This window comes from Rhodococcus sp. PAMC28707, assembly GCF_004795915.1.
In the GTDB taxonomy this organism is placed as follows: Bacteria; Actinomycetota; Actinomycetes; order Mycobacteriales; family Mycobacteriaceae; genus Rhodococcoides.
This window is the reverse complement of the sequence record NZ_CP039253.1, coordinates 796,707-821,549: the sequence shown is the minus strand read 5'-3', so window position 1 is coordinate 821,549 and position 24,843 is coordinate 796,707. Positions and strand designations below refer to the sequence as shown.

The following is a 24,843-nucleotide window of genomic DNA, read 5'->3' as shown; positions in this document are numbered from 1 at the left end:
AGGTGTGGCGGGTCGGCAAACGAGGCTGGTTGCGGTACGTACGAGGTGGAGGTCGAAAGATGCGAAAGACCGATTACGACGTTGTGATCGTCGGATCCGGTTTCGGTGGCAGCGTCACCGCGTTGCGGCTCGTGGAGAAGGGCTACAGCGTAGGCATTCTCGAAGCCGGTCGCCGGTACGAGGACAAGGATTTCGCCAAGACCAGCTGGGACCTCAAGCGTTTTCTGTGGGCGCCCAAGCTCGGGTGCTACGGCATTCAGCGTGTGCACTTGCTGCGTGACTGCCTGATCCTCGCGGGCGCGGGTGTCGGGGGCGGTTCGCTCAACTACGCCAACACGCTCTACCAGCCGCCGGAGTCGTTCTTCAACGACAAGCAGTGGGCCCACATCACCGACTGGAACAGTGAGCTCACCCCGTTCTACGACCAGGCCACTCGCATGCTCGGGGTCGTCCGCAACCCCCACATGACTCCTGCGGACGAGGTCATGAAGTCCGTCGCCGAGGACATGGGCGTAGGCGAGACCTTCATTCAGACTCCGGTCGGTGTGTTCTTCGGAGGCGAGGCGGGCAAGAAGGTCGCCGATCCCTACTTCGGCGGTGTGGGGCCCGAGCGCACCGGCTGCATCGAGTGCGGCGAGTGCATGACCGGGTGCAGGCACGGGGCAAAGAACACACTTCTGAAGAACTACCTCGCGCTCGCGGAGCGCGCCGGAGTCGACATCATCCCCATGACAACCGTGAGCGGTCTTCGCTCGCTTCCGGACGGCACATGGGACGTCGCCACCGAGCGGACCGGAGCGTGGGTACGCAAGGATGCCAAGACGTACACCGCCGCCCACGTCGTAATGGCCGCCGGGACCTGGGGTACACAGAATCTGCTGCATCGAATGAAGGACGACGGCGCTTTGCCGTTGCTGTCGAGCACTCTCGGTGAGCTAACTCGTACCAACTCCGAATCCATCGTCGGCGCAGCCAAGTTGAAGGTCGATCCGGCAATGGATCTGACGCGCGGCGTGGCCATCACGTCGTCGTTCCACCCGTCGCCGAACACGCACATCGAGCCCGTGCGTTACGGCAAGGGCTCGAACGCGATGGGTTTGCTGCAGACCCTGATGACCGACGGGGGAGGACGTATCCCGCGGTGGCTGAAATTCCTCTTCACCGCGATCGCACATCCCCTCGACTTCGTGCGAATCGTCAGCGTCAAGAACTGGAGCGAGCGCACCATCATCGCGTTGGTGATGCAGAACCTCGACAACTCGATCACCACGTTCACCAAGCGCGGTCTGTTCGGACGCAAGGTCTCGAGCAGACAGGGCCACGGCGAGCCGAATCCGACGTGGATCCCCGAGGGCAACGATGCGACGCGCCGGGTAGCGAAGAAGATCGGCGGCGTTGCAGGCGGAACGTGGGGTGAGCTGTTCAACATCCCACTCACCGCCCACTTCCTCGGCGGCTGTGCGATCGCCTCGGATGCCGAGCATGGAGTAATCGACCCGTACCAGCGTGTGTACGGCTACCCGACGATGAGCGTCGTCGACGGCTCGGCCGTCTCGGCCAACCTCGGAGTCAACCCGTCACTGACCATCACCGCGCAAGCGGAGCGGTCCGCCGCGTTGTGGCCGAACAAGGGCGAGCAGGATCTACGTCCACGTCAGGGTGAGCCGTACCGACGTCTCGATCCCATCGCGCCTGTCAGCCCGGTTGTCCCCGTATCGGCGCCGGCGGCGTTGCGTCTGCCGATCGTGGAGATTCGATCATCGAAGACTGCCATATCGGAAGATGCGTGATCCTTCGCCGCGTCGTCCCGGTCGAGTGCTGCGTCGCGCTCCCGGGCCTGCCCACTAAGCTGATCAGGTGACCGCCACGCCGCAGCCTGATCCCGCCCAGCCCCGCCCCGTACTCGTCGTCGACTTCGGTGCTCAATACGCGCAGCTCATCGCGCGTCGAGTCCGTGAGGCACACGTGTACTCGGAAGTGATCTCACATACTGCAAGCGTCGAAGAGATCGCCGCCAAGAATCCGATTGCCCTGGTGCTGTCCGGCGGCCCGTCCAGCGTGTACGCAGAAGATGCACCGTCGCTCGACGCCAAGGTCTTCGATCTGGATGTGCCCGTCTTCGGTATCTGCTACGGATTCCAGGCCATGGCCCAAGCACTCGGTGGCACGGTTTCGCACACTGGGACCAGGGAGTACGGGCGCACTCAACTTTCCGTCGACGGCGGAGTCCTCCACGACGGGCTGCCTGCGATGCAGCCGGTCTGGATGAGCCACGGTGACGCAGTCACCGAGGCGCCCGACGGATTCATCGTCACCGCAACCAGTGCCGGTGCGCCCGTCGCTGCATTCGAGAACACGGAGAGGCGTCTTGCCGGGGTGCAGTATCACCCAGAGGTGATGCACTCGCCGCATGGTCAGCAGGTCCTTCGTCGATTCCTCTACGAGACAGCAGGGATCAAGCCCGATTGGACGGCGGCCAATATCGCCGACGCGCTCGTCGAACGAGTACGAGAGCAGGTCGGTGACAGTGGTCGCGCTATCTGTGGATTGTCAGGGGGCGTCGACTCCGCAGTGGCAGCAGCACTGGTACAGCGCGCAATCGGCGATCGGCTGACCTGTGTGTTCGTCGATCACGGTCTGCTGCGCGAAGGTGAGCGTGAACAGGTTCAGCAGGATTTCGTTGCTGCCACCGGCGCCAAACTCGTCACAGTCGATGCTGTGGATACGTTCCTGGGTGCGCTCGAAGGAGTGTCCGACCCGGAGGAAAAGCGCAAGATCATCGGACGCGAGTTCATTCGCAGCTTCGAAGGCGCAGTGTCCGAGGTCCTCGGCGAGAACGCCGAGCAGGGGAGCGGTGTCGACTTCCTCGTGCAGGGAACGTTGTACCCCGACGTCGTCGAGTCCGGTGGCGGTTCCGGAACCGCGAATATCAAGAGCCATCACAATGTCGGCGGTCTACCCGACGATCTCCAGTTCACCCTCGTCGAACCGCTACGCGCGCTGTTCAAGGACGAGGTCAGGGCCGTGGGGCGTGAGCTGGGTCTGCCGGAGGATCTCGTCGCACGCCAGCCGTTCCCCGGGCCGGGACTTGCCATCCGCATCGTCGGTGAAATTACCCGTGACCGCCTCGCCACCCTCCGTCATGCCGATTCCATCGTGCGCGAGGAATTGACGATGGCAGATCTCGACAGCCAGATATGGCAGTGCCCGGTCGTGCTGCTCGCGGATGTGCGCAGCGTCGGCGTTCAGGGGGATGGTCGTACTTACGGCCATCCGATCGTTCTTCGACCGGTGTCCAGCGAAGACGCAATGACTGCAGACTGGACGCGGTTGCCGTACGAGGTCCTGGAAACGATTTCGACCCGGGTGACCAACGAGGTACCGGAGGTCAACCGAGTCGTTCTCGATGTGACGAGCAAGCCGCCGGGCACCATCGAGTGGGAGTGAGAATGGTGCTACTGCTTACCTTTTCGTCCAGGGGCAAGTAGTAGCACCGTCCCCACCACGATCGCCGCCACCACGAATACCCAGCGGAACTGCACGGTGCCGAGCGTGACGAGCGCGCTCGGGCCGATCAATGCGCAGACGCTGACCATCGCTGCGGCAAGTCCGACGAGGAAAAGCAGAGCGGACGGCCGTGTTCGAGCGCGATTCTCCAGAGTGGTGTCGTCGTCGCTGTCGCCGTACTGCCAGGATTCAGCCACGGAGTACCTCCAGATTGCCGGCCCGCGCTGATCCTTCTATGGTCAGGATCGACGTGTTGTCGGGCGAATTGCCTTGCTGCACACCAGTGGGCCCGCACTTAGTGCTGGCCGCAACGGACGTGCAGTCGGTTCGGATGTTCATTCCATCGGGGACGGAAATCGTGGCGTTTCCTGCCGTGACGTCGACAGAGATCGTTCGGTCCTCGGTGAGGTCCAGTCCGCGCAGATCGAGTTGGAGATCGCCACCCTGCACGGTGTATTCGGATTGCAGATCTGCCATCGTCGTCGGTCGATATTGTTGTTGGCCCGCGTACTGGGTGTCGAAGGAGATGGGTCCGATTATCGACGCGAACACCACGAATGCCACCAACGGTCCGGTGACGATCAGCAGTCCGTAACCCTTGCGGAGAAATGCGCCGAGAATCAAGCCGGTCGCGACCACTGCGAGGGCGACTGCGGCGATCCGTGCCGGGGTGAGCCACATCGATTCACTGCTTGCGGCAATGGCTCCGGTAAGTGCCGCAGCCAGCAATGCGAGTCCGATGAAGCTCGATGTCCACCGTGAGTGCTTTTTCTTTTCGATGATCTCGGGCGCAGTTGCTGCTGCGGGTTCGGGGAGGTCCCAGGCGAACGGAGCGACTCCGAGTGGATCCCATGAGGGAGGTATCGGTGGCTCGGAAAGATTTTGCGGGGGAGTGGATTTGGTGAGATCAACACCCGTCGCCGGTGGTGGAGTGGGGACGTAACTCTTGGGGAGCGTCGTGTACGGGGTGTACCCGCCTCGACCGGCATCGTACTGCGGAGGACGATACTGCGCTGCTCCCCAGGAGTTGGGCTGGGAAGAGGCGTTGTACGGCGTGTCGAAGGAGATCGGAAAAGTCGACTGTGGGTAGGCCGAGGCTCCACCTAGTGGATATGTGGTGGATCCGTCCGGGAGAAACTCCGGCGGCTCCGGACGACGCTGGTGCAATAGCCACAGGCCGCCGAGGAGCGCGAGCGTACTGACCAGACCTGAACCGTCGAGACCGAATCCGGTGGGACCGATCGTCGTGACGGCGATGATCAGTGCAACTACCAGAACGATGGTTTTCGTGCTGGTGCCCTTGCCGACCAGTGACTGTGCCGCAGAGGCGGAATCACCCGGCTTGCTCAAGAGCAACCAGGCGGCGAGGTACAGAACGATTCCGGCGCCGCCGAAGATCGTCCCGACCACGAGTGCGACGCGAATGAGAACAGGGTCGACGCCGTAGCGGTATCCGATGCCGGCTGCGACGCCCGCGATATGGCCCCGCTGCGGCAACCGGTAGGGGCGGGTGCGCCACATCTGTTGGAGCTGCTCGGAGACGGTTGTGTTGCTCATGTCGACCATCGTGGCGGGTTGCTGCGTCGAGCACATCAGGGATAGCCCTGATATTCACGCCGGGGGTAGGAATGAATCGGTCTTCGATGGAGGTTGTGCTTGACAGAAAGTTATTCGCAAAACGAAGGAGTTATCGAAGTGAAGATCGGAATCATCGGCGCAGGATTCATCGGTGGCACATTGACACGGCGGCTCAGCGCGCTCGGGCACGAGGTTCGAGTATCGAACTCGAGATCTCCTGAGACCCTGTCCGATTTGGCAGCCGAGACCGGCGCACACGCAGTGTGGAGTTCCGAAGCGGCTCTCGATGCCGATCTGGTGATCGTGAGCATCCCGCAGAAAAACGTTCCCGACCTGGCCGCAGGCATCGTCGACACCGCCAAAGACGGTGCCCCGATCATCGAGACCAACAACTACTACCCTCAGCAACGTGACGGCCTTATCGCCGACATCGAGAACGGCAAGCCGGAAAGCGTCTGGGTAGCAGAGCATCTCGGCTCGCGCGGTGCCGATGTCGTCAAGGTGTTCAACGGAATCTACTGGAAGCACCTCCTGGAGAAGGGGCAGCCGAAGAGTGCAGCAGGTCGGATCGCGCTCCCCATCGCCGGTGCAGACGGACCCGGCAAGGACGTGGTGTTCGACGTCGTCGAGCAGTTGGGCTTCGAACCCGTCGACGGCGGCACGCTAGCGGATTCGTGGCGTCAGCATCCAGGTACTCCCGTGTATGGAAAGGACTTCGATGCAGACGGCGTGAAGGCAGCGCTGGCGGAGGCAACGACCGAGCGGGCACCGGAATGGAGCGCCGCTACTGCCTAGAGATCAGGGGAGACCCTGATGCGCGGGATGGTCGATTCGTGTCAGGATCGAATCGTGCACCCTGTCGACCCGCCCGCTTCCGTCGGAAGCTACGAACCCGCCAAGTTTCATCGGCGTGGCGGTGGACGCATAGTGGGCGGAGTCGCAGGTGGTGTTGCAGACCATCTCGGGGTGGACGTGTTCAAAGTCCGCGTTGCATTTGCATTGCTGGCGATCATGGCGGGGGCGGGAATCCTCGCGTACGGCCTCCTGTGGATTTTCAGCCCGGTCGGAACGGACGTGGATCGTCCGAGCAGCAACGAACGACAGAGGGCCTTCGGACTCGCCGCCATCGGGCTCGGGTTGGCTGCCGGGTTGGCGTGGCTGCTCGACGGAACTGCTGCGGCGGTCCTCGCCCCGATAGTGGTCGTCGTCGTCGGCGCGGCGCTGGTCTGGCGTGAATTCGATTCCGAGGGACCGCGTTCGATTCTCGGGATGCCGAAAAATCCGACGGTGCTCAGTTGGGCACGTGTGGTCGGCGGCGCGACGCTGATCGTCCTCGGACTCGGTGTCGTCGTCTTGGCTCGTGTCGACTTGGCCTCGGTGCGCTCGTCGTTGCTGGCAGTGATCGTCACTCTGGTCGGTGCCGCGCTGCTGACAGTTCCGGTCTGGCTGCGGATGTGGCGTGCGCTCAACGCCGAAAGGTCTGCTCGTATCCGCAACGACGAACGCGAAGAAATTGCCTCTCACCTGCACGACTCGGTGTTGCAGACGCTGGCGCTGATACAGAAGCAGTCCGATCATCCGCAGGAAGTAATGCGGTTGGCACGCGGGCAGGAGCGCGAACTGCGCAAGTGGTTGTTCGAAGATCGCGACGTCGACCACACGAGCCTCGCGGAGGCTTTGAAGACGATCTCGGGTGAGGTCGAGGACCAGTACGGCGTCACGGTGCGTCCCATCACCGTCGGCGATGTGCAGCTGGAGCTCGAAGATTCCGATTCAGGTTTGCCCCGAGAGCATTTCACCGCGCTGCTCGGCGCGACTCGCGAGGCCCTGGTCAATGCTGCGAAGCACTCGGGCGAAGTCAACATCGACTTGTTCGCCGAGACCGAGCCCGAGCGGGTTACCGTGTTCGTTCGTGATCGCGGCAGCGGATTCGACGAGAACCTCGTAACGATGGACCGTCAGGGACTCGCCAAGTCGATTCGGGGAAGAATCGAGCGACGCGGCGGTGAAGTCTCGATACGCTCGAGTGTGGGGAAGGGAACCGAAGTTCGCATTCTCATGCCCCGCGAGCACCTCTCGACAACCTCTTCGAAGAACGGCCGGACCGAGCCGATACGCCAACCGACACCGCAGGAGCAGCCCAGGTGACCGACACCTTTCGTGTCTTTCTCGTCGACGATCATGCAGTGTTTCGTTCCGGAGTTCGCACCGAGCTGGGTCGGGAAAGTGACATCGAGGTCGTCGGTGAAGCGGGCGGGGTGGCCGACGCGGTCGCCGGCATCGAGTCGACGAAGCCCGATGTCGTGCTGCTCGACGTCCATATGCCAGATGGCGGCGGCGTCGCCGTTCTCGGACGCATCACCGCTGGTCCCGTCTGTCTGGCGTTGTCGGTCTCCGACACAGCCGAAGACGTCATCGCCGTCATCCGTGCAGGTGCGCGGGGTTATGTCACGAAGACGATCTCGGGGTCCGAACTCGCCGATGGGGTACGACGCGTTGCCGGTGGAGACGCCGTGTTCTCCCCGCGTCTCGCGGGCTTCGTACTCGACTCGTTCACGGGTAAGTCGAGTGTCCCCGAACCGCCACTCGATCCGGAACTCGATTCACTCACCCCTCGCGAACTCGAAGTTCTGCGTCTGCTGGCGCGCGGCTATACCTACCGAGAGATCGCCGAGGACCTGTTCATCTCGGTGAAGACCGTCGAGACGCATGCTTCGAACGTGCTGCGCAAGACGCAACAGTCCAATCGCAACGCGTTGACCAGGTGGGCTCACAAGCGAAGTATCGATTGATCGTTTTTTCAGAGTAGGGCGATGATCAGCACGATCACTAGTCCTACGGTGATGATCAACGCAGCAAGGACGGCCTCGGGCGGGACGTCGATCCGGTCGTCGACTATGTCGTCGATGCGATCGAGTACCACCTCGAGTGGGTTCTTCTTCCGCGGCGGATCGAATGGTGGTGGAGCGTACGGCGCCGGTGTCTGTCCATCGGTTTGTTCGCTGAAACGAACGGCAGGCAGGCCGGCAATGGTGTTTCCGAATTCTCGCGAAGGGCGCCGCGATTCCGATACCGGGGTGGAGCGATGAGCCCAGGCAGGAACGACCCCGCTGGTCGAGGTTACCGGGACTCCACGTAGCCCGGCGATGTTTGCCCGGCCGCTGATCGCATGTCGAATGATCTCGTCGCGTGCCTGAGCCATGGTCGGCCTGCGAGCAGGATCGGGTTCGAGCATGTGCAGCAATGGCTCGGTCAGGTCACCGCATCGAGTGGGTGGAATTATCTGTCCCTTGGCCACGCGATGCAGCAGCGCAATGGAGTCTTGGTCGATGTCGAACGGCGGCTTGCCTTCGATCGCGGTATAGAGCGTCGCTCCGAGAGAGAAGACGTCACTTGCTTCGGTGGGATCCTGTCCCCGGGCCACTTCTGGAGCGAAATAGGCCGGAGTTCCGGTGATGACACTCGAATCCGACTCTTCGACATCACCTTTGGCGCGCGAGATGCCGAAGTCGCTGATCTTGACGACACCGAGGGTGCGTCCACGGTCGGCAATCAGAATGTTGCCCGGTTTGATGTCACGATGGACGATACCGGCCTCATGTGCTTCGGTGAGTGCGTCGGCGACTTGAGCGCCGATCTGCGCAACTTCGTACGGTGGCAGTGTTTCGGCGGTGTTGAGTGCCTGTGCGAGGCTCCTCGACGGCATGTATTCCATCACGAGCCAGGGCTCGCCGTCTTCGATCGCGACGTCGTGCATGGAGATGGCGTGCAGACTCGACAATCGCGCTGCGATCCTGCCTTCACGCATGGCCCGATTGCGCACTTCGCGTGCAGCGCGCTCACTGAGGCGGGCAGTGGACGTGACTTGTTTGACAGCCACTTTCCGGTCGAGCAGCGTGTCCTGAGCGAGCCAGACCGCGCCCATTCCGCCCCCACCCAGCTTGTACGCGAGTCGGTACCTGCCTGCGAGTAGGAAGTCGGGTCCGACGACCCTGACGGTGCGCTGCTTCTCGGTCACGATCACAGGTTAGTTGACTATCGACGTCCGTGCCGACAGCGCTGTCGGCAGTCCGTTGTCGACCCCTCCACCTGGGCTTTCGTATCCGTCTTGACGTGGATCGCCGCAGCGGCTTTACTGGATAGGAATTCGAAAATATGTTCGAAGGGTAAGACTTCCCCGCTGCCCCGAGGGCTGGTTCGAGTGTACTTTTTTTCGCCAATTTCCGGGGAGTACGCATGACTTTTTCTACCGGTGCTTCCATGAGTGCTACCGGCTCCTCATCCGAGTTGTCCCAGTCTGAGGTATCCCAGTCCGAAGCATCCCTGTCGGAGATGACGTTGTCCGAACGCGTCGAGCATCTGAGGCGACGCATGGCATCGGTTCCGGCACGTGGCGAGACCCGCTCGGTCCGGCAACCTATCGAACCCGTCATCCGGCCCCGCGTCGAGCCGGCATCATCTGTCCCGCGGGCGGTTGACCCTGTGCGAAGCAAAGCTGACCCTGTGCGAAGCAAAGCGGTACTGGCGGTCCCTCCGGCACTGGCAACCATGCTCCCGTACGGCGGCTTGGCTCGCGGGTCCGTCGCAGCGGTATCGGGTGCAGGTTCGCTGCTGCTCGGCATGGTGGCTGCGGTCACCGCGTCGGGTGGGCATGTCGCAGTGGTGGGGCAACCGCGGTTCGGTTTGCTCGCCGCTGTCGAGATGGGCGCAGAACTGCGGAGATTGGCCGTCGTACCCGATCCGGGGGAAGATCCGGTCGAGGTAGCGGCGATTCTGTTGGACGGACTCGACCTCGTCGTGCTCGGTCTCGGCGGTCGTTCGGTGCCTCCCTCGCGTGCGCGTGCGGTTGTCGCACGGGCGCGCAGTAAAGGGTCGACGCTTCTGGTTACCGACGGCCACTGGGATGGCGTGGAGTTACGTCTGGATGCGGAGGTGCGCAGCTACAACGGATTCGGCACCGGAGTTCGCTCGGGGCGTGGGCGTTTACGGAATCTGCAGTTGGAGGTACGTGCGCAGGGCAAAGCGATGCGGCCGCGTAGTACGTGCTTCGATCTTCGTCTCGAGCGCGGCCGTATCGAATGGTCGGTCGCAGCGCAGGTCGACAGTACGACAGTCAACGGAAGTGCCGAGGCGGATCTTGCGGTCCTGGCATGAGCCGCGTCTTAGCGCTGTGGTGTCCGGACTGGCCTGCTGTCGCAGCTGCAGCGGTGGCCGATCTGCCGGCGACTCATCCTGTGGTGGTCACCTCGGCCAATCGGGTGATTGCATGCTCGGCACCGGCACGAGCGGCAGGGGTCCGCCGAGGCTTACGGCGTCGTGAAGCACAGGCGCGATGTCCGGATGTGTATGTGGCAACGGCAGATTCGGATAGGGATGGGCGCTTGTTCGAGCCGGTCGCAGCGGCCATCGATGCTGTCGCGCCAGGTGTGGAGGTGTTGCGTCCAGGGTTGTTGATTCTGAGTGCGCGTGGGGTGAGTCGATACTTCGGGTCGGAGCACAAAGCTGCCGAAAGATTGATCGATCAGGCTTCGGGTGCAGGGGTGGAATGCCAGATCGGAATCGCCGACGAGTTGACGACGGCCGTCATTGCAGCTCGTCATGCGGCAGTCGTCCCGCGGGGCGGGGCTGCGCGTTTCCTCTCTCCACTCCCGGTTGCCGAGCTGGCAGCGGAGCCGAGTCTTGCCGCCGCGGACCGTGGAGAGCTGATAGACCTGTTGCTTCGCTTGGGTTTACGAACTATCGGCGATTTCGCGGCGCTCATGCCAGGGGAGGTGGCGTCCCGGTTCGGGTCCGATGCGGTTCTCGCTCACCGCAGTGCGCGAGGTGAGCCGGAGCGTCCACCGTCGGCGCGTGCGCTGCCACCCGATCTGAACGTGGAACACCGCTGCGACCCGCCTATCGATCGCGTCGACGCCGCTGCGTTCGCCGGCCGAGGTATGGCCGAGAAGCTGCACCGCACGCTTGCCGCGGCGGCCGTGGCCTGCACCCGTCTCCTCGTTCATGCTTCCACCGGAAACGGTGAGAATCTCTCACGTATCTGGCGGTGCGCCGAGCCGCTGACTCCGGAGGGAACAGCAGATCGGGTGCGGTGGCAATTGGACGGGTGGCTCACCGGGCGCAGCGAGAGTCGGCCGACGGCAGGAATCATTCTTCTGAGGCTCGAACCGGTAGAGGTCGTTGCGGCAGGTGAGCTGCAGCTGGGCTTGTGGGGAAGTGTCGGCGACGAGGACGAGCGTGCTCGGCGGGCGCTGGTACGAGTGCAAGGTCTCCTCGGTGGTGATGCGGTCAAGGTCGGGGTACTCAGCGGGGGACGTGGGCCGGTGGAGCGAGTGACGCTTCGTTCGCTCGGCGATGAGCTGGTTCCGCTGCTGGACCCCGCTGCCCCGTGGCCGGGCCGGTTGCCACATCCGGCTCCTGCGGCAGTGATGCAGACACGTCCGGAGGTCGCTCTGGAAGACGACGGGGGCAACTGTGTACACGTCACCGATCGAGGTGGTTTCGACACGGCACCCGTGGGGCTTCGGTGGGGTAGCAAGAAGTGGACCCTGCACGGATGGGCCGGCCCGTGGTCCCTCGACGAGCGTTGGTGGGATCCGGTCGTGGGTGCGCGAGGTGCGCGTGTGCAGGTGCTTCTCGAGGAGAACCGCGCTCTGCTGTTGGTGTACGAGAGAAGTGTTTGGCGAGTCGAAGGCATCTACGAATGAGGTGGAAGAGAGCGCGGCTACTCTCGGGACTGTGAGTATCGACGTGGAATTACTCGATGTGGCCGGCGTCGACATCGCCTACCGAGATTTCGGTGGAGCCGATCCTGTTCCTACCGTGTTGGTGCACGGCATGGGCGGTGACAGCAGCACCTGGGACCGTTTCGCCGACGCACTCACCGATGCGGGTCGTCGCGTCGTCACGGTCGATCTGCGCGGACACGGACGCAGTGCACACACCGACGACTACTCTTTCGACGCTTTCGGCGGCGATGTGGCGGCTGTGCTCGACCATCTCGGGCTCGCGCAGGTAGATCTGGTCGGGCATTCATTGGGCGCATACGCAGTGTCGGTGGTGGCGCAGCAGCGCCCCGCATCGGTTCGGTCCCTCGTAGTCGAGGAGATGCCTATTCCGATTCGGCCGGGAGATGCGCCACCGTCGCTCACCGGCCGCCTGCCCACCATCACCGAACTCTGGCACGCGGGTTCCAGCATCATCAGGCATCCGCGCGCTGTCTTCGCATTCGACCGTTCGATGACCAAACCTGCTCTTGCTCAGTTTCGCCGACCCAACGCTCAGTGGTGGTCCCGGTTGCCGGACATCACTGCCTCGACACTCGTGCTTCGCGGTGGCCCGGGCGGGATGGTCGATGCCGACAGGCTCGCCATTCTCACCGGTGAGATCCGCTCGTGTCAGGTTGTGGCATTCGAGACCGGTCACAGCATCCATCGTGATGACTACCAGTCATTCGAGAGCGTCGTGCTCCCATTCCTGATGCGTGATCGAATCTGATTCTCGCGCTCTAGTATCTGCAGATGGCACTTTCGGCGCAGGATCGCCCGCTCATCGCTTGGACGATGATATTCGCTGTCTCTCAAGCCAATATCGTGCGTCTGTTGGGGCCTGCGGGCCCTCGGGTTCTACAGATTCAGACTGCGTGGTCGGCACTCCGATACCGGCTGATCCTCGACAGCATGGACGCAGCCGCCACCGCTCGATTTCGGAGTCACTACTATCCCGATTTCGTCCATCCGGCGATCTACGCGATGGCTTTGCGTGCCGGGGCTTCGCGTCTGGGCGAACTCACCGACCTGACACCCACCACGGCGAAAGTGCTGGCCGTAGCTCCGATTCTGTCCGCGGCGGGTGACTACGTCGAGAACATCGCAGGTCTGTATCTGCTCGATCACCGCGAACAGATCACCGATTCGGTGGTTCGCGCCACGACTGCGGTCAGCGTTACCAAGTGGGTGCTCGCGCTGGGAACTCTCGCGTACCTCGCCGGAGGGTTCGGTCGAGCAATCGCAGGTGTGGGTAAAGCTGGGGGTCACCAGTAGATACCCGGCACCAACCGGCCGATCCGACGCGCCAACTTGGCAACTCGTGCTCCCGGACGCGACGGGTCGTGTGGTGGCGACGCCGGTGGAACGAGTGCGGGCTCTGTAGGTGCAACCTCGCCCTTGGACGCAGCGGACTCTGGGAAGCGACGGTAGAACTGATGCATCGTGCGGTCCTTGATATTCGGGGTGAAGATGCTGCCGACCTGACCGAGAGTGCCGAGTGGGGTGTCGATGCGCTTCGGCTTCCGGATGAGCGCCCGAATCACCATCGCCCCGGCCTTCTCCGGTGACACCACCGGGCCGGCATTGCTGGGACCTGTCGGGGTGATCATCGGGGTGGCCACCAGTGGCATGTGGATCGTGGTGAATGTTATTCCGTCGGAGAGTGTCTCGGCTGCGGCGACGTCGGTGAAACCGTCGAGTGCGGCCTTGCTGGCTACGTAGGCGGCGAATCGAGGAGCGTGACCGAGCACTGCTGCGCTACTGACGTTGACGATGTGCCCGAAGCGGCGTTCGCGCATGTGCGGAAGCAGTGCCAGGACTAGGCGAACAGCGCCGAAGTAGTTGACGGCCATGGTGCGCTCGAAGTCGTGCAGTCGATCGGTGGAGCGGTACAACGATCGACGGATGGACCGGCCCGCGTTGTTGACCAGCATGTCCACGTGATCATGTTCGCTCAGAATAGTTTTCACGGTCTGCTCGACCGACTCGGTGTCCGTGATGTCGCAGGTGTATCCGAAGGCATCACCACCTCGAGCGCGGATGTTCGCCACGACGGAGTCGAGTTGTTCGGTACCGCGGGCAAGCAGAATGACGGTCGCACCTTTGCGTGCTGCAGCTTCGGCACTCGCCTTTCCGATGCCGGAGGATCCGCCGGTGATGATGACGTGTCGTCCGAAGAGCGGGCCGCGAGGATCGTCGCGCTGTGCGCGGTTCGGGTCCAGGTGCGCGCGCCAGTGCTGCCACAGGCGGTCTGCGTAGGTCGCCAGTGGTGGTGGGGTGATTCCGCTGCCCGACAGTGCTTTCTGGGTCGCTGCCGAGTCGAAGGTCGTCGGCAAGGTGAGATGTTCGAGCACTACCGGCGGTATGCCGAATCTGTCCAGGAGAGTGTTGCGTCCGGTGCGGACGATGTTGGCCTTCGGTGCTACGACGGCGGCAGCAACGGCCCCGGGAATGTCGATGACCTTCGCTTTCGAACCTGCGGCCTCGGAGAATGCGCGATACACCTCGTGCATCGACTGCGCTTGCGTATTGACCAGGTGGAACACTCGCTGATCGTCCTCGCCTCGGTGGATCAATTCCACGATCGCAGTGGCGACGTAATCGACCGGCACCAGATTGGTGGCCCCGATCTTCGGAACCGTGATGGGAAGCGCAGTAGGCAGTGTGGCCAACGCGGCGAAGAGGGGGAAGAAGAAGTATGGGCCGTCGATCTTGTCGATCGCCCCGGTTTCGGAGTGCCCCAGCACGACCGACGGACGATAGACGCGCCAATCGACCGAGGATTCACGCACGACCTTCTCGGATTCGAACTTGGTGCGGTGATACGCGGTTGGGAAGCTCTGTCCTTTGTCGAAGTCGTCTTCGGTGAATGTCCCTGCGTAATTTCCAGCAACGGCGATCGAGGAGATGTGGTGCAACCGGGCACCGGTCCGCTCGGCGAGTGCCACCACCGCACGGGTGCCCTCGACGTTGGTCGATGCTTGTTCGTCACCGGCGGTCATGTCGTAGATGGCGCCCAGGTGAACGATGTGGTCGATGCCGTCCGGGATGGCATCCAATCCAAGATCGGGTTCGGTGAGATCGCCGATCAACGGGTGAATCCGGGTCTTGTCGGCGAGCATGTCGACCTGCCGTTCGAGTTTCCCGATCGACTTCTGGCGAACCAACACGTGAATCTCGGCCGCTGGGTCGCGCTCGAGCAGCAGCGGGATCAGATTTTGCCCGAGGAAACCCGTACCGCCGGTGACAATGTAGTTCGACATGGACACAACTTACTCTGAAGTAAGTTGACGGGCCAGGTCGGTAGAACCCACCAGGGTGACCGGCGGCGCTCAGTGACCGATACCCACCTTCTCGTGCACCTTCTTCATCCACGCCGGAGCCCACCAGTTCGCCTCACCCATCAACTTCACCAGCGAGGGGACTAGCAGCATGCGGATGATCGTGGCATCGACGATGAGCGCGAGAATCATACCGAACCCCAGGAACCGCATGATCGACAATTCGGAGATGGTGAACGCGCCGGTGACGATGATGAGGATGAGTGCGGCCGCTGTCACGATTCTTCCGGTGCGCTGGGCGCCGATGACGACCGCCTCCTCCGTCGAAGCCCCGCCTGCGCGCGCCTCGACCATGCGCGACATCAAGAACACTTCGTAGTCGGTCGACAGGCCGAAGACCACAGCGAGGATGAGGACCACGAAGGTCGCCTCCAGTGGCGCGGGCGTCACCCCGAGAAGATCGGCGCCGTGTCCTTCCTGGAATACCCAGGTGAGAACTCCGAATGTTGCCCCCAGGCTGAGTCCCGCCATGAGGACGGCTTTGATCGGCAACACGATCGATCCGAATGCCAGGAAGAGCAAGATGAGCGTCGAGACGACCATGATCGCAATCATGACCGGAAGCCATGCGGCGATCGCCGCATTGCCGTCGTCGACGAGTGCCCGTGCGCCACCGACGAGCAACTCGGTTCCATCCGGTGGCGTCATCGCGCGCAGCCCTGCCACCGCAGCACTGGCTGCATCGGCTTCGGTACGACCGTCGCTCGGTTCACTGAAGATTGCTTCCAGAGCGACGATATCGTCTGTGGATCCGATGAACGACACTCGAGCGATGCCGTCGACGGATTCTGCTCGACGGGTGATGTCGGCTATCGGCGCGCCCTGGGGTTTGGCTCCATCGAGGCCCCGGAGTACGACCGTTGCGCTCTCACCCGAAGATTGGAACTCGGTGCCGAGGGTCTCGACGGCGACGCGAGCGGGATCGTCCTTGGGGAGCGCGGTGTAGTCGACCTCGCCGAGTGTGACCTTCAGTATCGGAGCCGACAGTACGAGAAGTCCGGCGATGATCACTGCCGCTACAATGCCTGGCTTGCGCATCACTCGGGTCACGACGCCGCCCCAGAACTTCTGGGCGCGCGCCTCACCTCGATCGGACGCGGTCCTGCTCCACGTCAGAGAATTGATGCGTGGTCCGAGGATCGCCAGCAATGCGGGCACCGCTGTCAACGACAGGATTGCGGCGCTGGCTACAGCGGCCATGGCCCCGAAACCGAGCGACTTGATCACCGGTTGTGGGAAGACGAGCATGCCGGCAAAGGCGCAGATCAGCAGCAAACCCGAGAAGACGATCGTTCTGCCTGCCGTCAGAACTGTACGAATCGCTGCATCGGCCGGTGTTGCACCGTCGCGCATTTCTTCTCGATATCGACTGACGATGAACAGCCCGTAGTCGATGGCGAGCCCGAGACCCAGAAGTGATGCGACGTTGATGGAGAACGAGCTGACTTCCGTGAACGAGGTAAGGGTACGCAGGATTGCCAACGCACTCAGGACACTCAGGATGCCGACGAAGACCGGGACGGCGGCCGCTACGACGCCACCGAAGATCACGATCAGCAGAACGAGCGTGATGGGGATGGCGATGGCTTCCGAGCGAACCAGATCTTCCTGGAGCGTTTGGCTGAAGGAGACCCCGACCACGGAGCCACCGGCGAACTGGGAGGTGACGCCCGGTACCTCGAGCTGCGGTGGGATCTCTCCGAACGTGGCGAAGGTGATGCCGGAGTCGGGGCCGAGAGTGACCGTCGCGAGTGCCTTCGTTCGGTCTTTCGAGACCAGGAATTGCTTCGTCCCGGTATCGGCTGTCCAGTAGGAGGTGACGTTCGCGACTGCGTACTTGTTCTGGAAGGCGTCGAGTACCGAGGTGACGTCCGGGGCGATGTCGTCGATGCTCTTGCCTTCGGGCGCGGTGTAGATGGCGACGATATCGGGGGTTTGCTGCCCCAATCCTGCGACGAGCTCCGAAACCTCCGCAGCTTCACTACCGGGGTCGATGAACCCGCCCTCGCTGAGCTTGCCGAAGACGCCGAGTCCCCATATTCCGCTCAGGGCTACGACCACCACCGCGATGGAGAGCACCCAACGCTTGTGGGAGACGACGAACGAGGCCCAACGATTCACATTCTTCTCCGGCTCTTTCGGCTGCTGTATGTCACGGCGAGCCTAACTGCCCCTCGAGGCAGATTGATTTGTGTCGTACCCACGAGGTCTAATGGAACATACGTTCGAACGAAAGTGAGGTGTCGGTATGGGATGGAACGACGGTCCGCCGACGTGGTCGGAAATGGAACGGGTGTTGTCCGGCCGTCCCTCACATCCGAAAGTCGTGGACATCGTCGGGGACGGTGGTGACAGTCCAGCGTGGTCACGCAAACGGGCGGCGTACGAGAAGACGATATCGAAACCTACGACGACGACGGCGTACGCGGAGCTACATGCGCATTCGGCTTTCAGCTTTCTGGACGGCGCCAGCCAACCGGAGGAGATGGTCGAAGAAGCAGTACGGCTCGGGCTCGAAGCCGTCGCCATCACCGACCACGATGGCTTCTATGGTGTCGTGCGCTTCGCCGAGGCAGCAAAGGCGCTGGGCATCAAGACCATTTTCGGCGCCGAGTTGTCGTTGGACACGACGATGTCGAGGACAGGTGAATTGGATCCGGAGGGTACTCATCTGCTGGTTCTCGCACGTGGGCAAGAGGGGTACCGACGGCTGTCGCGTGAAATTGCCGCAGCTCACCTTGCCGGGGGAGTCAAAGGAAAGCCCCGTTACGATTTCGACGCCCTGTCCGAGGCTGCAGGTGGCCATTGGCAGATTCTCACCGGATGTCGAAAAGGGCATGTTCGACGGGCGTTGGATGCCGGTGGCGTCGAGGCAGCAGGTGCGGCTCTGGCGGATCTGATCGAGAGATTCGGTGCCGGCCGAGTGACCGTGGAACTGACTCATCACGGCATCCCTGAAGACGACGAGCGCAACGATGCGCTCGCCGAATTGGCACGGAGATTCGGTCTTCCGATCGTTGCTACGACTGCGGCGCACTATGCGACTCCGCGGAGCGGGCGTTTGGCCATGGCGATGGCAGCGGTACGTGCACGCAGCAGTCTGGACGACGCCGCGGGGTGGTTGGCGCCCACGGGAGGTACGTATCTGCGATCCGGCGCGGAGATGGCTCGATTGTTCGAGCATCATCCCGGTGCGGTTCGTGGTGCCGTCGAACTGGGTCGAGAGTGTGCTTTCGATCTGCACCTGATCGCCCCACAACTACCGCCGTTCGACGTGCCTGCCGGCCACACCGAAGCCAGCTATCTACGTGCCCTTACGCTCGACGGTGCTGCGCGCAGATACGGCACACCCAGTGCGCACCCGGCCGCCTACTCGCAGCTCGAATACGAACTCGACATCATCGAGCGGTTGAACTTCCCTGGTTATTTCCTCGTGGTGCACGACATCGTGGACTTTTGTAAGACACACGACATTCTCTGTCAAGGAAGAGGTTCGGCAGCGAACTCGGCTGTCTGTTACGCCATCGGAATTACGAACGTCGATCCGGTGGCGAACAAACTTCTTTTCGAGCGTTTCCTTGCTCCGGAACGAGACGGACCTCCGGATATCGATGTCGACATCGAGTCCGACCGGCGCGAGCAAGCCATTCAGCACGTGTACGAGAAGTACGGGCGCGCGTACGCGGCGCAGGTGGCGAACGTGATCACGTACCGAGGTAAGTCCGCGGTACGTGACATGGCACGTGCGCTCGGGTTCTCGCAGGGGCAACAGGATGCCTGGAGCAAACAGGTCACCCGGTGGTCGGGCGTCGGAGATCAGGCAGACAGTGGCATTCCGAAGCCTGTTCTCGAACTTGCCCAGCAGATCGAAGGCTTCCCCCGTCATCTGGGTATCCACTCGGGCGGAATGGTGATCTGCGATCGCCCTATTGCCGATGTCTGCCCTGTCGAATGGGCGACGATGGCCAATCGTAGTGTATTGCAATGGGACAAAGATGATTGTGCTGCAGTAGGTTTGGTGAAATTCGACATGCTCGGTCTCGGTATGTTGTCGGCATTGCACTACATGATCGATCTTCTCGTCGAGCACAAAGGGCAACGCATCGACCTCGCGGACATCGATTTGAGTGAGAAAGCCGTCTACGACATGCTGCAGCGGGCCGATTCGATCGGTGTGTTCCAAGTGGAATCCCGAGCCCAGATGGCGACGTTGCCGCGGTTGAAGCCGAGTGAGTTCTACGACCTGGTGGTCGAGGTCGCACTCATTCGACCGGGTCCGATCCAGGGTGGATCCGTTCACCCGTATATCAAGCGCCGCAACGGAATCGAACCCGTCACATTCGATCATCCGTCGTTGAAGAAGGCTCTCGACCGCACGCTCGGAGTGCCACTCTTTCAGGAACAATTGATGCAGATGGCCATCGATGTGGCTGGATTCAGCGCTGCCGACGCCGATCAACTTCGTCGTGCGATGGGGTCGAAGCGTTCGCCGGAGAAGATGAACCTGCTACGTGATCGCTTCTACGATGGAATGCGAGACCTGCACGGCATCACCGGTGACGCGGCCGATCGAATCTACGAGAAGCTTTCTGCATTCGCCAATTTCGGTTTCCCCGAAAGCCATTCACAGAGCTTCGCCTCGCTGGTCTTCTATTCGTCGTGGTTCAAGCTTCACCATCCTGCCGCGTTCTGCGCAGGTCTGTTGCGTGCACAGCCGATGGGATTCTACTCACCGCAGTCTCTGGTGGCGGACGCTCGACGGCATGGAGTGCGTGTGCACGGCCCGGACGTCAATGCCAGTTCGTGGTATGCGGATCTCACTGCCGAGGGTCTCGAGATTCGTATGGGACTCGCTGACGTGAAGTACATCGGGCAGGATCTTGCCGAACGCATCGTCGACGCACGCACAGCAGGCGGTCCGTTCGTATCGTTCCTCGATCTCACGGGACGAGTCGAACTGTCCACTACACAAGCTGAATCACTTGCTACCGCAGGAGCATTGGGGTGTTTCGAGATCACTCGCCGGGAAGCGCTCTGGGCGGCAGGTGCAGCAGCAGGGGAGAGGGCGCATCTACTTCCCGGGCTCGGGGCATCCACTCGAGCGCCGGTATTGCCTGGGATGAGCGATCTCGATATGGCCTCGGCGGACGTCTGGGCTACTGGAGTTTCACCCGATTCGTACCCGACTCAATTTTTTCGTGAACAGCTGGATGCGCTGGGGGTGATTACGGCGAATCGTCTACTGCAGGTTCCCGACGGGGACCGGGTCCTGGTCGGTGGTGCCGTGACGCATCGGCAGCGACCGGCTACGGCTGCGGGGGTCACGTTCGTCAATCTCGAAGACGAAACGGGGATGGTCAACGTGGTGTGCTCGGTGGGATTGTGGGCCAAGTACCGGAAGTTGGCGCTGACGGCTCCGGCATTGCTCATCCGCGGGAAAGTCCAGAACGCCGAAGGTGCTGCGACGGTGGTGGCCGATCATCTGCAGCTCATGGACCTACGGGTGATGTCGAAATCCCGGGACTTTCGTTAGAGACCGGGCGGGATAATCTGACGCGATGACCGCACCTGCATTCGGTGAGATGTGAAACTGCTTCTGCTCGCGGACACCCATGTCCCCACTCGGGCTCGGGTGTTGCCGGAGCAAGTGTGGACGGCCATCGACGACGCCGATGTGGTGATTCATGCTGGCGACTGGGTCGATCTGACCGTGTTCGAGGAGATTTCTGCCAGGTCGAAGAGGTTGATCGCATGCTGGGGCAACAATGATGGTGACGATCTCCGTGCCCGGATGCCCGAATGCGCACGAGTCACGTTGGACGGGGTTCGGATTGCCGTCGTTCATGAGACGGGCAGCTCAGCCGGACGCGAACAGCGGATGGCAGCGAAGTACCCGAGCATCGATGTTCTGGTGTTCGGACACAGTCATATTCCGTGGGATACCGTGACGGACACCGGTGTGCGGCTGCTCAACCCTGGTTCACCTACCGACAGACGCAAGCAGCCGTTCTGCACCTATCTGACAGCCGAAATCAGCGACGGGATTTTGCACGACGTCGAACTGCATCGGCTAGATCCACGCCTTCGATCACGCGCTCGCTGACTCGGGGATGTCGCGCGCCTGATCCACCAGGTCGTGTACCAATCGGATGATGACGTCCATGTCCGACATGACTCCGGTACGCAACTCATCCTGCTCGGCAGGGGACAGGGCCGGTCCATCGTGTCCGTCGAGGGCCATCAGGACATCGATCTTTCCCCGAAGCGTATGCAACGGGCCCATCAGTTCCTCTGCCGCGTCGGTAATCAGACGGTTTTGGCGCGCACCGGATTGGGCAAGGGCAGCCAGCATGTCGTTGAAGCTCGTCGCCAGTGATGCAAGCTCGTCGTCACCGGTAACGGCGATCGGTTGCAAATCACCGGTGCGAGCTACCCGTTCGGTGGCGTTGCGCAAGCGTTTGACCGGACGCAGTCCGGTCCGAGCTACTGCTGTTCCGGCGATCCCGGCCAAGACGATGAGAAGGGTCCCGATCGCGACAAGCGCAAGCGTCAACTTGCCGAGTAACGGCGCATTGGACTGTAACGACTCTGCCACCATGACCGTTTCGCCCGATACGGTCCTCTTGGCCGACAGCATGTACCCGCGCACCTCGCGGAGCGATTGGTCGGTCGAGCCGGTTGCGACCGACTCTTCGGCGGCATCGAGAGTGCCGTCGGTGTTGGTGAACGGCCGAGATTCTGCGGTGAAGGTCACGAGTTCGCCGTCCGAGGTCACCAACGCAACTTTGATCGCTGGCCCGTCGGTCGTGCCGACTCCGAACCCGAAGAAGGTCGAGGGAACTCCGGACGTGGCACTTGCGATGAGCGCGTCGGCATTTCGAGACACTCGATCGGCCACCTGGGAGCGCAATGCTTGTTCGGTGACCAGGTAGATGGCCAGTGCGCTCACGGCAACCGCGAGTGCTGCCAGACTGATGATGAGAACCCGGATCCGGCTGTGGAGCGAGAAATTCAATTGCCGACCCCGAAGCGCCATCGCCGAACAGACGATGCCGTAGGCAGTGAATTCGACATCGCTGAAGTATTACTTCCAGTGCTGAGAACTGTCTGAGAGCAACTCTCCTCGGAGGTCAGTCCCCCGAGTGCTCGTCCTCGCCCGTTGCGATAGGTGCGCGGCGGGCCTTTTCGAGAACTTCGGTGGTCTGATCGCCATGACTGCCCGGGCCGACATGAGCCTCGGCGCGCATGCGCTCCACCATGTGGGGGTAGTGGAGTTCGAACGCCGGACGCTCGGAACGGATTCGCGGAAGTTCCGTGAAGTTGTGCCGCGGCGGTGGGCATGATGTGGCCCATTCCAGCGAGTTGCCGTAGCCCCATGGGTCGTCCACAGTGACGACCTCGCCGTAGCGATAGGACTTGAAGACGTTCCACACGAACGGCAGTGTCGAAGCGCCGAGTACGAACGCGCTGATGGTGGAGATGATGTTCAGCGTGGTGAATCCATCGGAAGAGAGATAGTCGGCGTAACGACGCGGCATGCCCTCGGCGCCGAGCCAGTGCTGGACCAGGAAGGTGCCGTGGAAGCCGAGGAACGTGAGCCAGAAGTGCCACTTGCCCAACCTCTCGTCCATCATCCGACCCGTCATCTTCGGGAACCAGAAGTAGATGCCGGAGAACGTCGCGAAAACCACCGTGCCGAAGACCACGTAGTGGAAGTGCGCCACCAGGAAATAGGTGTCGGTGACGTGGAAGTCGATCGGCGGGCTGGCGAGCAGGACACCGGAGAGGCCGCCGAAGAGGAAGGTGATCAAGAAGCCGATGGCGAAGAGCATCGGGGTTTCCAGTGTGACCTGACCTCGCCACATCGTGCCGATCCAGTTGAAGATCTTCACACCGGTGGGTATCGCGATCAGGAAGGTCATGAAGGAGAAGAACGGCAACAGCACCGCACCTGTGGCGTACATGTGGTGGGCCCACACCGCCACCGAGAGGGCACCGATGGCGATCGTTGCGTAGATCAAGGTGGTGTATCCGAACATCGGCTTACGGGAGAAGACCGGGAACACCTCGGACACGATCCCGAAGAACGGCAACGCGATGATGTACACCTCGGGGTGGCCGAAGAACCAGAACAAGTGCTGCCACAACAACACTCCACCGGTCGCCGGATCGAACAGATGCGCACCGAGATGTCGATCGGCCGCCACCCCCAACAGCGCGGCCGTCAACAGCGGGAAAGCAAGAAGAATCAGGATGCTGGTGACCAGGATGTTCCACGTGAAAATGGGCATCCGGAACATCGTCATACCAGGTGCTCGCAAGCAGATGACCGTCGTGATCATGTTGACCGCGCCGAGAATGGTGCCGAGACCGGCAATCGCGAGACCCATGATCCACAGGTCTGCACCGACACCTGGTGAGTACACCGCGCTGGAGAGCGGGGTGTACGCGGTCCAACCGAAGTCCGCTGCACCACCGGGGGTGACGAAACCGGAGGTAGCGACTATTGCGCCGAACAGGTAGAGCCAATACGAGAATGCGTTCAACCGCGGGAACGCCACGTCCGGCGCACCGATCTGCAGCGGCAGGATGTAGTTGGCGAAGCCGAACACGATCGGCGTCGCGTACAGCAACAGCATGATCGTGCCGTGCATGGTGAACAGCTGGTTGTACTGCTCCGTCGAGAGAAACTGCAAGCCCGGTAACGCCAGCTCGGCGCGAATGAGCAACGCCATCAAGCCGCCGATGAGGAAGAACGAGATGGAAGTCGCGATGTACATGATCCCCAACACCTTGGGATCTGTCGTCGTCACCGCCTTGTGAATGAACGAACCTTTCGGTCCCATTCGAGGTGGGAAAGGCCGCACCGCTTCCACAGTGGGGGTAGGTCTGGGCTCTACAGCGGTCACTGATCCTCCTGACGATGGAAGTGACAATAATCATAAACCGCTGGAGAAGGAGTTACTACCTTTCGTCGTAGATTGGGTCGGCCCGAACGCGCCTCGTGCGTGTACACGAGGCGCGCCAAGGGTCAACTTCCGAGGATGCAGAACTGTCCCGAGGCGAGGTTCAACGCGAGAGACAGTGGCCCGACGCAGTCGACGCCTGCAGCTTCGGCGGTTGCGCCGGAACCCCAACCGGCGATCGCGATGGTGGTCGAACCTGCGTCTGCCCAGGAATGTGCGATGCCGCCGCCGATTGCGCCCGCGTAAGATGTGCCGCCCGCGCGTGACGCGCCGAGGGCCGTTCCGAATCCCGTCGCGTAGGTGTTCGAGGTGCCACCGGTTTCGGCGACACTGACGGCCGTTCCACTATCTGCTGCCGTGGCGGTCGAACGCGATCCTTCCGCGGCCGTTGCCCCACAGCTCGCGGTTCCGTCGACGAGGATTTGATTGGCCGACGGTGGAGATACGCACGTCACCGGAGCTGCATTTGCGACGCCGGCTCCGGCGAATCCGGCAGCGACGAAGCCGCTGGAAACCGCGAGAACTGCTGCGGTACGGGACAATCGACTAGCCGACCGTGAAAGGCCCTGTGATGTCGAGGTGAACGATGCCGAGCGGACGAGCGAAGAAAAAGCGGAGAACAACAGGGGCTCCTTCAAGGAAACGAAATGGGTCGGTGCGGCACACCGTACCCCGGTTCTGGCCTGC

General features: G+C 62.1%; 19 protein-coding genes. 11 read left to right on the top strand and 8 right to left on the bottom strand.

The genetic code is table 11. The features are described 5' to 3' along the window. Positions 1-59: 59 nt before the first annotated feature. On the top strand, positions 60-1,790 hold the full coding sequence (locus tag E5720_RS03785; RefSeq protein WP_136169535.1) for a GMC family oxidoreductase: 1,731 nt from the start codon (positions 60-62) through the stop codon (positions 1,788-1,790). A 67-nt stretch (positions 1,791-1,857) separates the two neighbouring features. Continuing rightward, positions 1,858-3,447: a glutamine-hydrolyzing GMP synthase gene (gene guaA / locus E5720_RS03780; protein WP_136169534.1), complete on the top strand. Its 1,590-nt coding sequence runs from the start codon at positions 1,858-1,860 to the stop codon at positions 3,445-3,447. A gap of 8 nt (positions 3,448-3,455) precedes the next feature. Here the strand turns inward: guaA and E5720_RS03775 are convergent, their stop codons facing one another. Continuing rightward, a complete protein-coding gene (locus tag E5720_RS03775) occupies positions 3,456-3,704 on the bottom strand; it encodes a hypothetical protein (RefSeq protein ID WP_136169533.1) in 249 nt (82 codons plus the stop codon). Then, positions 3,697-5,064 carry a PspC domain-containing protein gene (locus E5720_RS03770; RefSeq protein ID WP_247596155.1) on the bottom strand — a complete coding sequence of 456 codons (1,368 nt, stop codon included), beginning with the start codon at positions 5,062-5,064 and terminating at the stop codon, positions 3,697-3,699. The genes E5720_RS03775 and E5720_RS03770 overlap by 8 nt, the downstream gene beginning before the upstream one ends. Positions 5,065-5,202: 138 nt before the next feature. Here E5720_RS03770 and E5720_RS03765 point away from each other — a divergent pair, with 138 nt between their 5' ends. From E5720_RS03765 to E5720_RS03755, 3 genes are read left to right on the top strand one after another with little or no spacing between them, the layout of a single operon-like run. Beyond that, complete coding sequence (locus E5720_RS03765) at positions 5,203-5,880, top strand: NAD(P)-binding domain-containing protein (RefSeq protein ID WP_136169532.1); 678 nt, start codon at positions 5,203-5,205, stop codon at positions 5,878-5,880. 54 nt (positions 5,881-5,934) lie between these two features. Further along, positions 5,935-7,233, top strand: coding sequence for an ATP-binding protein (locus E5720_RS03760; RefSeq protein WP_247596154.1), 1,299 nt, complete (start codon positions 5,935-5,937; stop codon positions 7,231-7,233). Beyond that, entirely contained in the window at positions 7,230-7,877 is a 648-nt protein-coding gene (locus E5720_RS03755; protein WP_136169531.1) for a response regulator transcription factor, read from the top strand. The genes E5720_RS03760 and E5720_RS03755 overlap by 4 nt, the downstream gene beginning before the upstream one ends. Before the next feature lie 8 nt (positions 7,878-7,885). On the opposite strand, the gene E5720_RS03750 is transcribed toward E5720_RS03755, so the two are convergent. Further along, positions 7,886-9,103: a serine/threonine-protein kinase gene (locus tag E5720_RS03750; RefSeq protein WP_210729956.1), complete on the bottom strand. Its 1,218-nt coding sequence runs from the start codon at positions 9,101-9,103 to the stop codon at positions 7,886-7,888. A gap of 314 nt (positions 9,104-9,417) precedes the next feature. Here E5720_RS03750 and E5720_RS03745 point away from each other — a divergent pair, with 314 nt between their 5' ends. From E5720_RS03745 to E5720_RS03730, 4 genes are read left to right on the top strand one after another with little or no spacing between them, the layout of a single operon-like run. After that, positions 9,418-10,239, top strand: a complete 822-nt coding sequence (locus tag E5720_RS03745; RefSeq protein ID WP_247596284.1) for a hypothetical protein — start codon at positions 9,418-9,420, stop codon at positions 10,237-10,239. After that, positions 10,236-11,789, top strand: coding sequence for a DNA polymerase Y family protein (locus E5720_RS03740; protein ID WP_136169529.1), 1,554 nt, complete (start codon positions 10,236-10,238; stop codon positions 11,787-11,789). Before E5720_RS03745 ends, E5720_RS03740 begins: the two co-directional genes overlap by 4 nt. Before the next feature lie 31 nt (positions 11,790-11,820). Continuing rightward, positions 11,821-12,579 carry an alpha/beta hydrolase gene (locus E5720_RS03735; protein ID WP_247596153.1) on the top strand — a complete coding sequence of 253 codons (759 nt, stop codon included), beginning with the start codon at positions 11,821-11,823 and terminating at the stop codon, positions 12,577-12,579. 23 nt (positions 12,580-12,602) lie between these two features. Next, complete coding sequence (locus tag E5720_RS03730) at positions 12,603-13,124, top strand: hypothetical protein (RefSeq protein ID WP_136169528.1); 522 nt, start codon at positions 12,603-12,605, stop codon at positions 13,122-13,124. On the opposite strand, the gene E5720_RS03725 is transcribed toward E5720_RS03730, so the two are convergent. After that, positions 13,115-15,112, bottom strand: coding sequence for an SDR family oxidoreductase (locus E5720_RS03725; protein WP_136169527.1), 1,998 nt, complete (start codon positions 15,110-15,112; stop codon positions 13,115-13,117). The genes E5720_RS03730 and E5720_RS03725 overlap by 10 nt on opposite strands. A 69-nt stretch (positions 15,113-15,181) precedes the next feature. Further along, positions 15,182-17,311 (bottom strand): MMPL family transporter, encoded by a 2,130-nt coding sequence (locus E5720_RS03720; protein WP_168708272.1) that lies wholly within the window; start codon positions 17,309-17,311, stop codon positions 15,182-15,184. Between the two features lie 127 nt (positions 17,312-17,438). Between E5720_RS03720 and E5720_RS03715 the strand changes: the two genes are divergently transcribed. Together E5720_RS03715 and E5720_RS03710 are read left to right on the top strand one after the other, a co-directional pair. After that, positions 17,439-20,723: an error-prone DNA polymerase gene (locus E5720_RS03715; RefSeq protein WP_136169526.1), complete on the top strand. Its 3,285-nt coding sequence runs from the start codon at positions 17,439-17,441 to the stop codon at positions 20,721-20,723. Between the two features lie 51 nt (positions 20,724-20,774). Next, positions 20,775-21,293 (top strand): metallophosphoesterase, encoded by a 519-nt coding sequence (locus tag E5720_RS03710; RefSeq protein WP_136169525.1) that lies wholly within the window; start codon positions 20,775-20,777, stop codon positions 21,291-21,293. Here the strand turns inward: E5720_RS03710 and E5720_RS03705 are convergent. The 3 genes from E5720_RS03705 to E5720_RS03695 form a co-directional block, all read right to left on the bottom strand. Then, on the bottom strand, positions 21,279-22,205 hold the full coding sequence (locus tag E5720_RS03705; RefSeq protein ID WP_247596152.1) for a HAMP domain-containing protein: 927 nt from the start codon (positions 22,203-22,205) through the stop codon (positions 21,279-21,281). The two genes, E5720_RS03710 and E5720_RS03705, sit on opposite strands and share 15 nt — an antisense overlap. Positions 22,206-22,320: 115 nt before the next feature. After that, positions 22,321-24,099, bottom strand: coding sequence for a cytochrome c oxidase subunit I (ctaD, locus tag E5720_RS03700; protein ID WP_136169523.1), 1,779 nt, complete (start codon positions 24,097-24,099; stop codon positions 22,321-22,323). Between the two features lie 122 nt (positions 24,100-24,221). Then, a complete protein-coding gene (locus E5720_RS03695; RefSeq protein WP_136169522.1) occupies positions 24,222-24,698 on the bottom strand; it encodes a DUF6764 family protein in 477 nt (158 codons plus the stop codon). Positions 24,699-24,843: the final 145 nt, after the last annotated feature.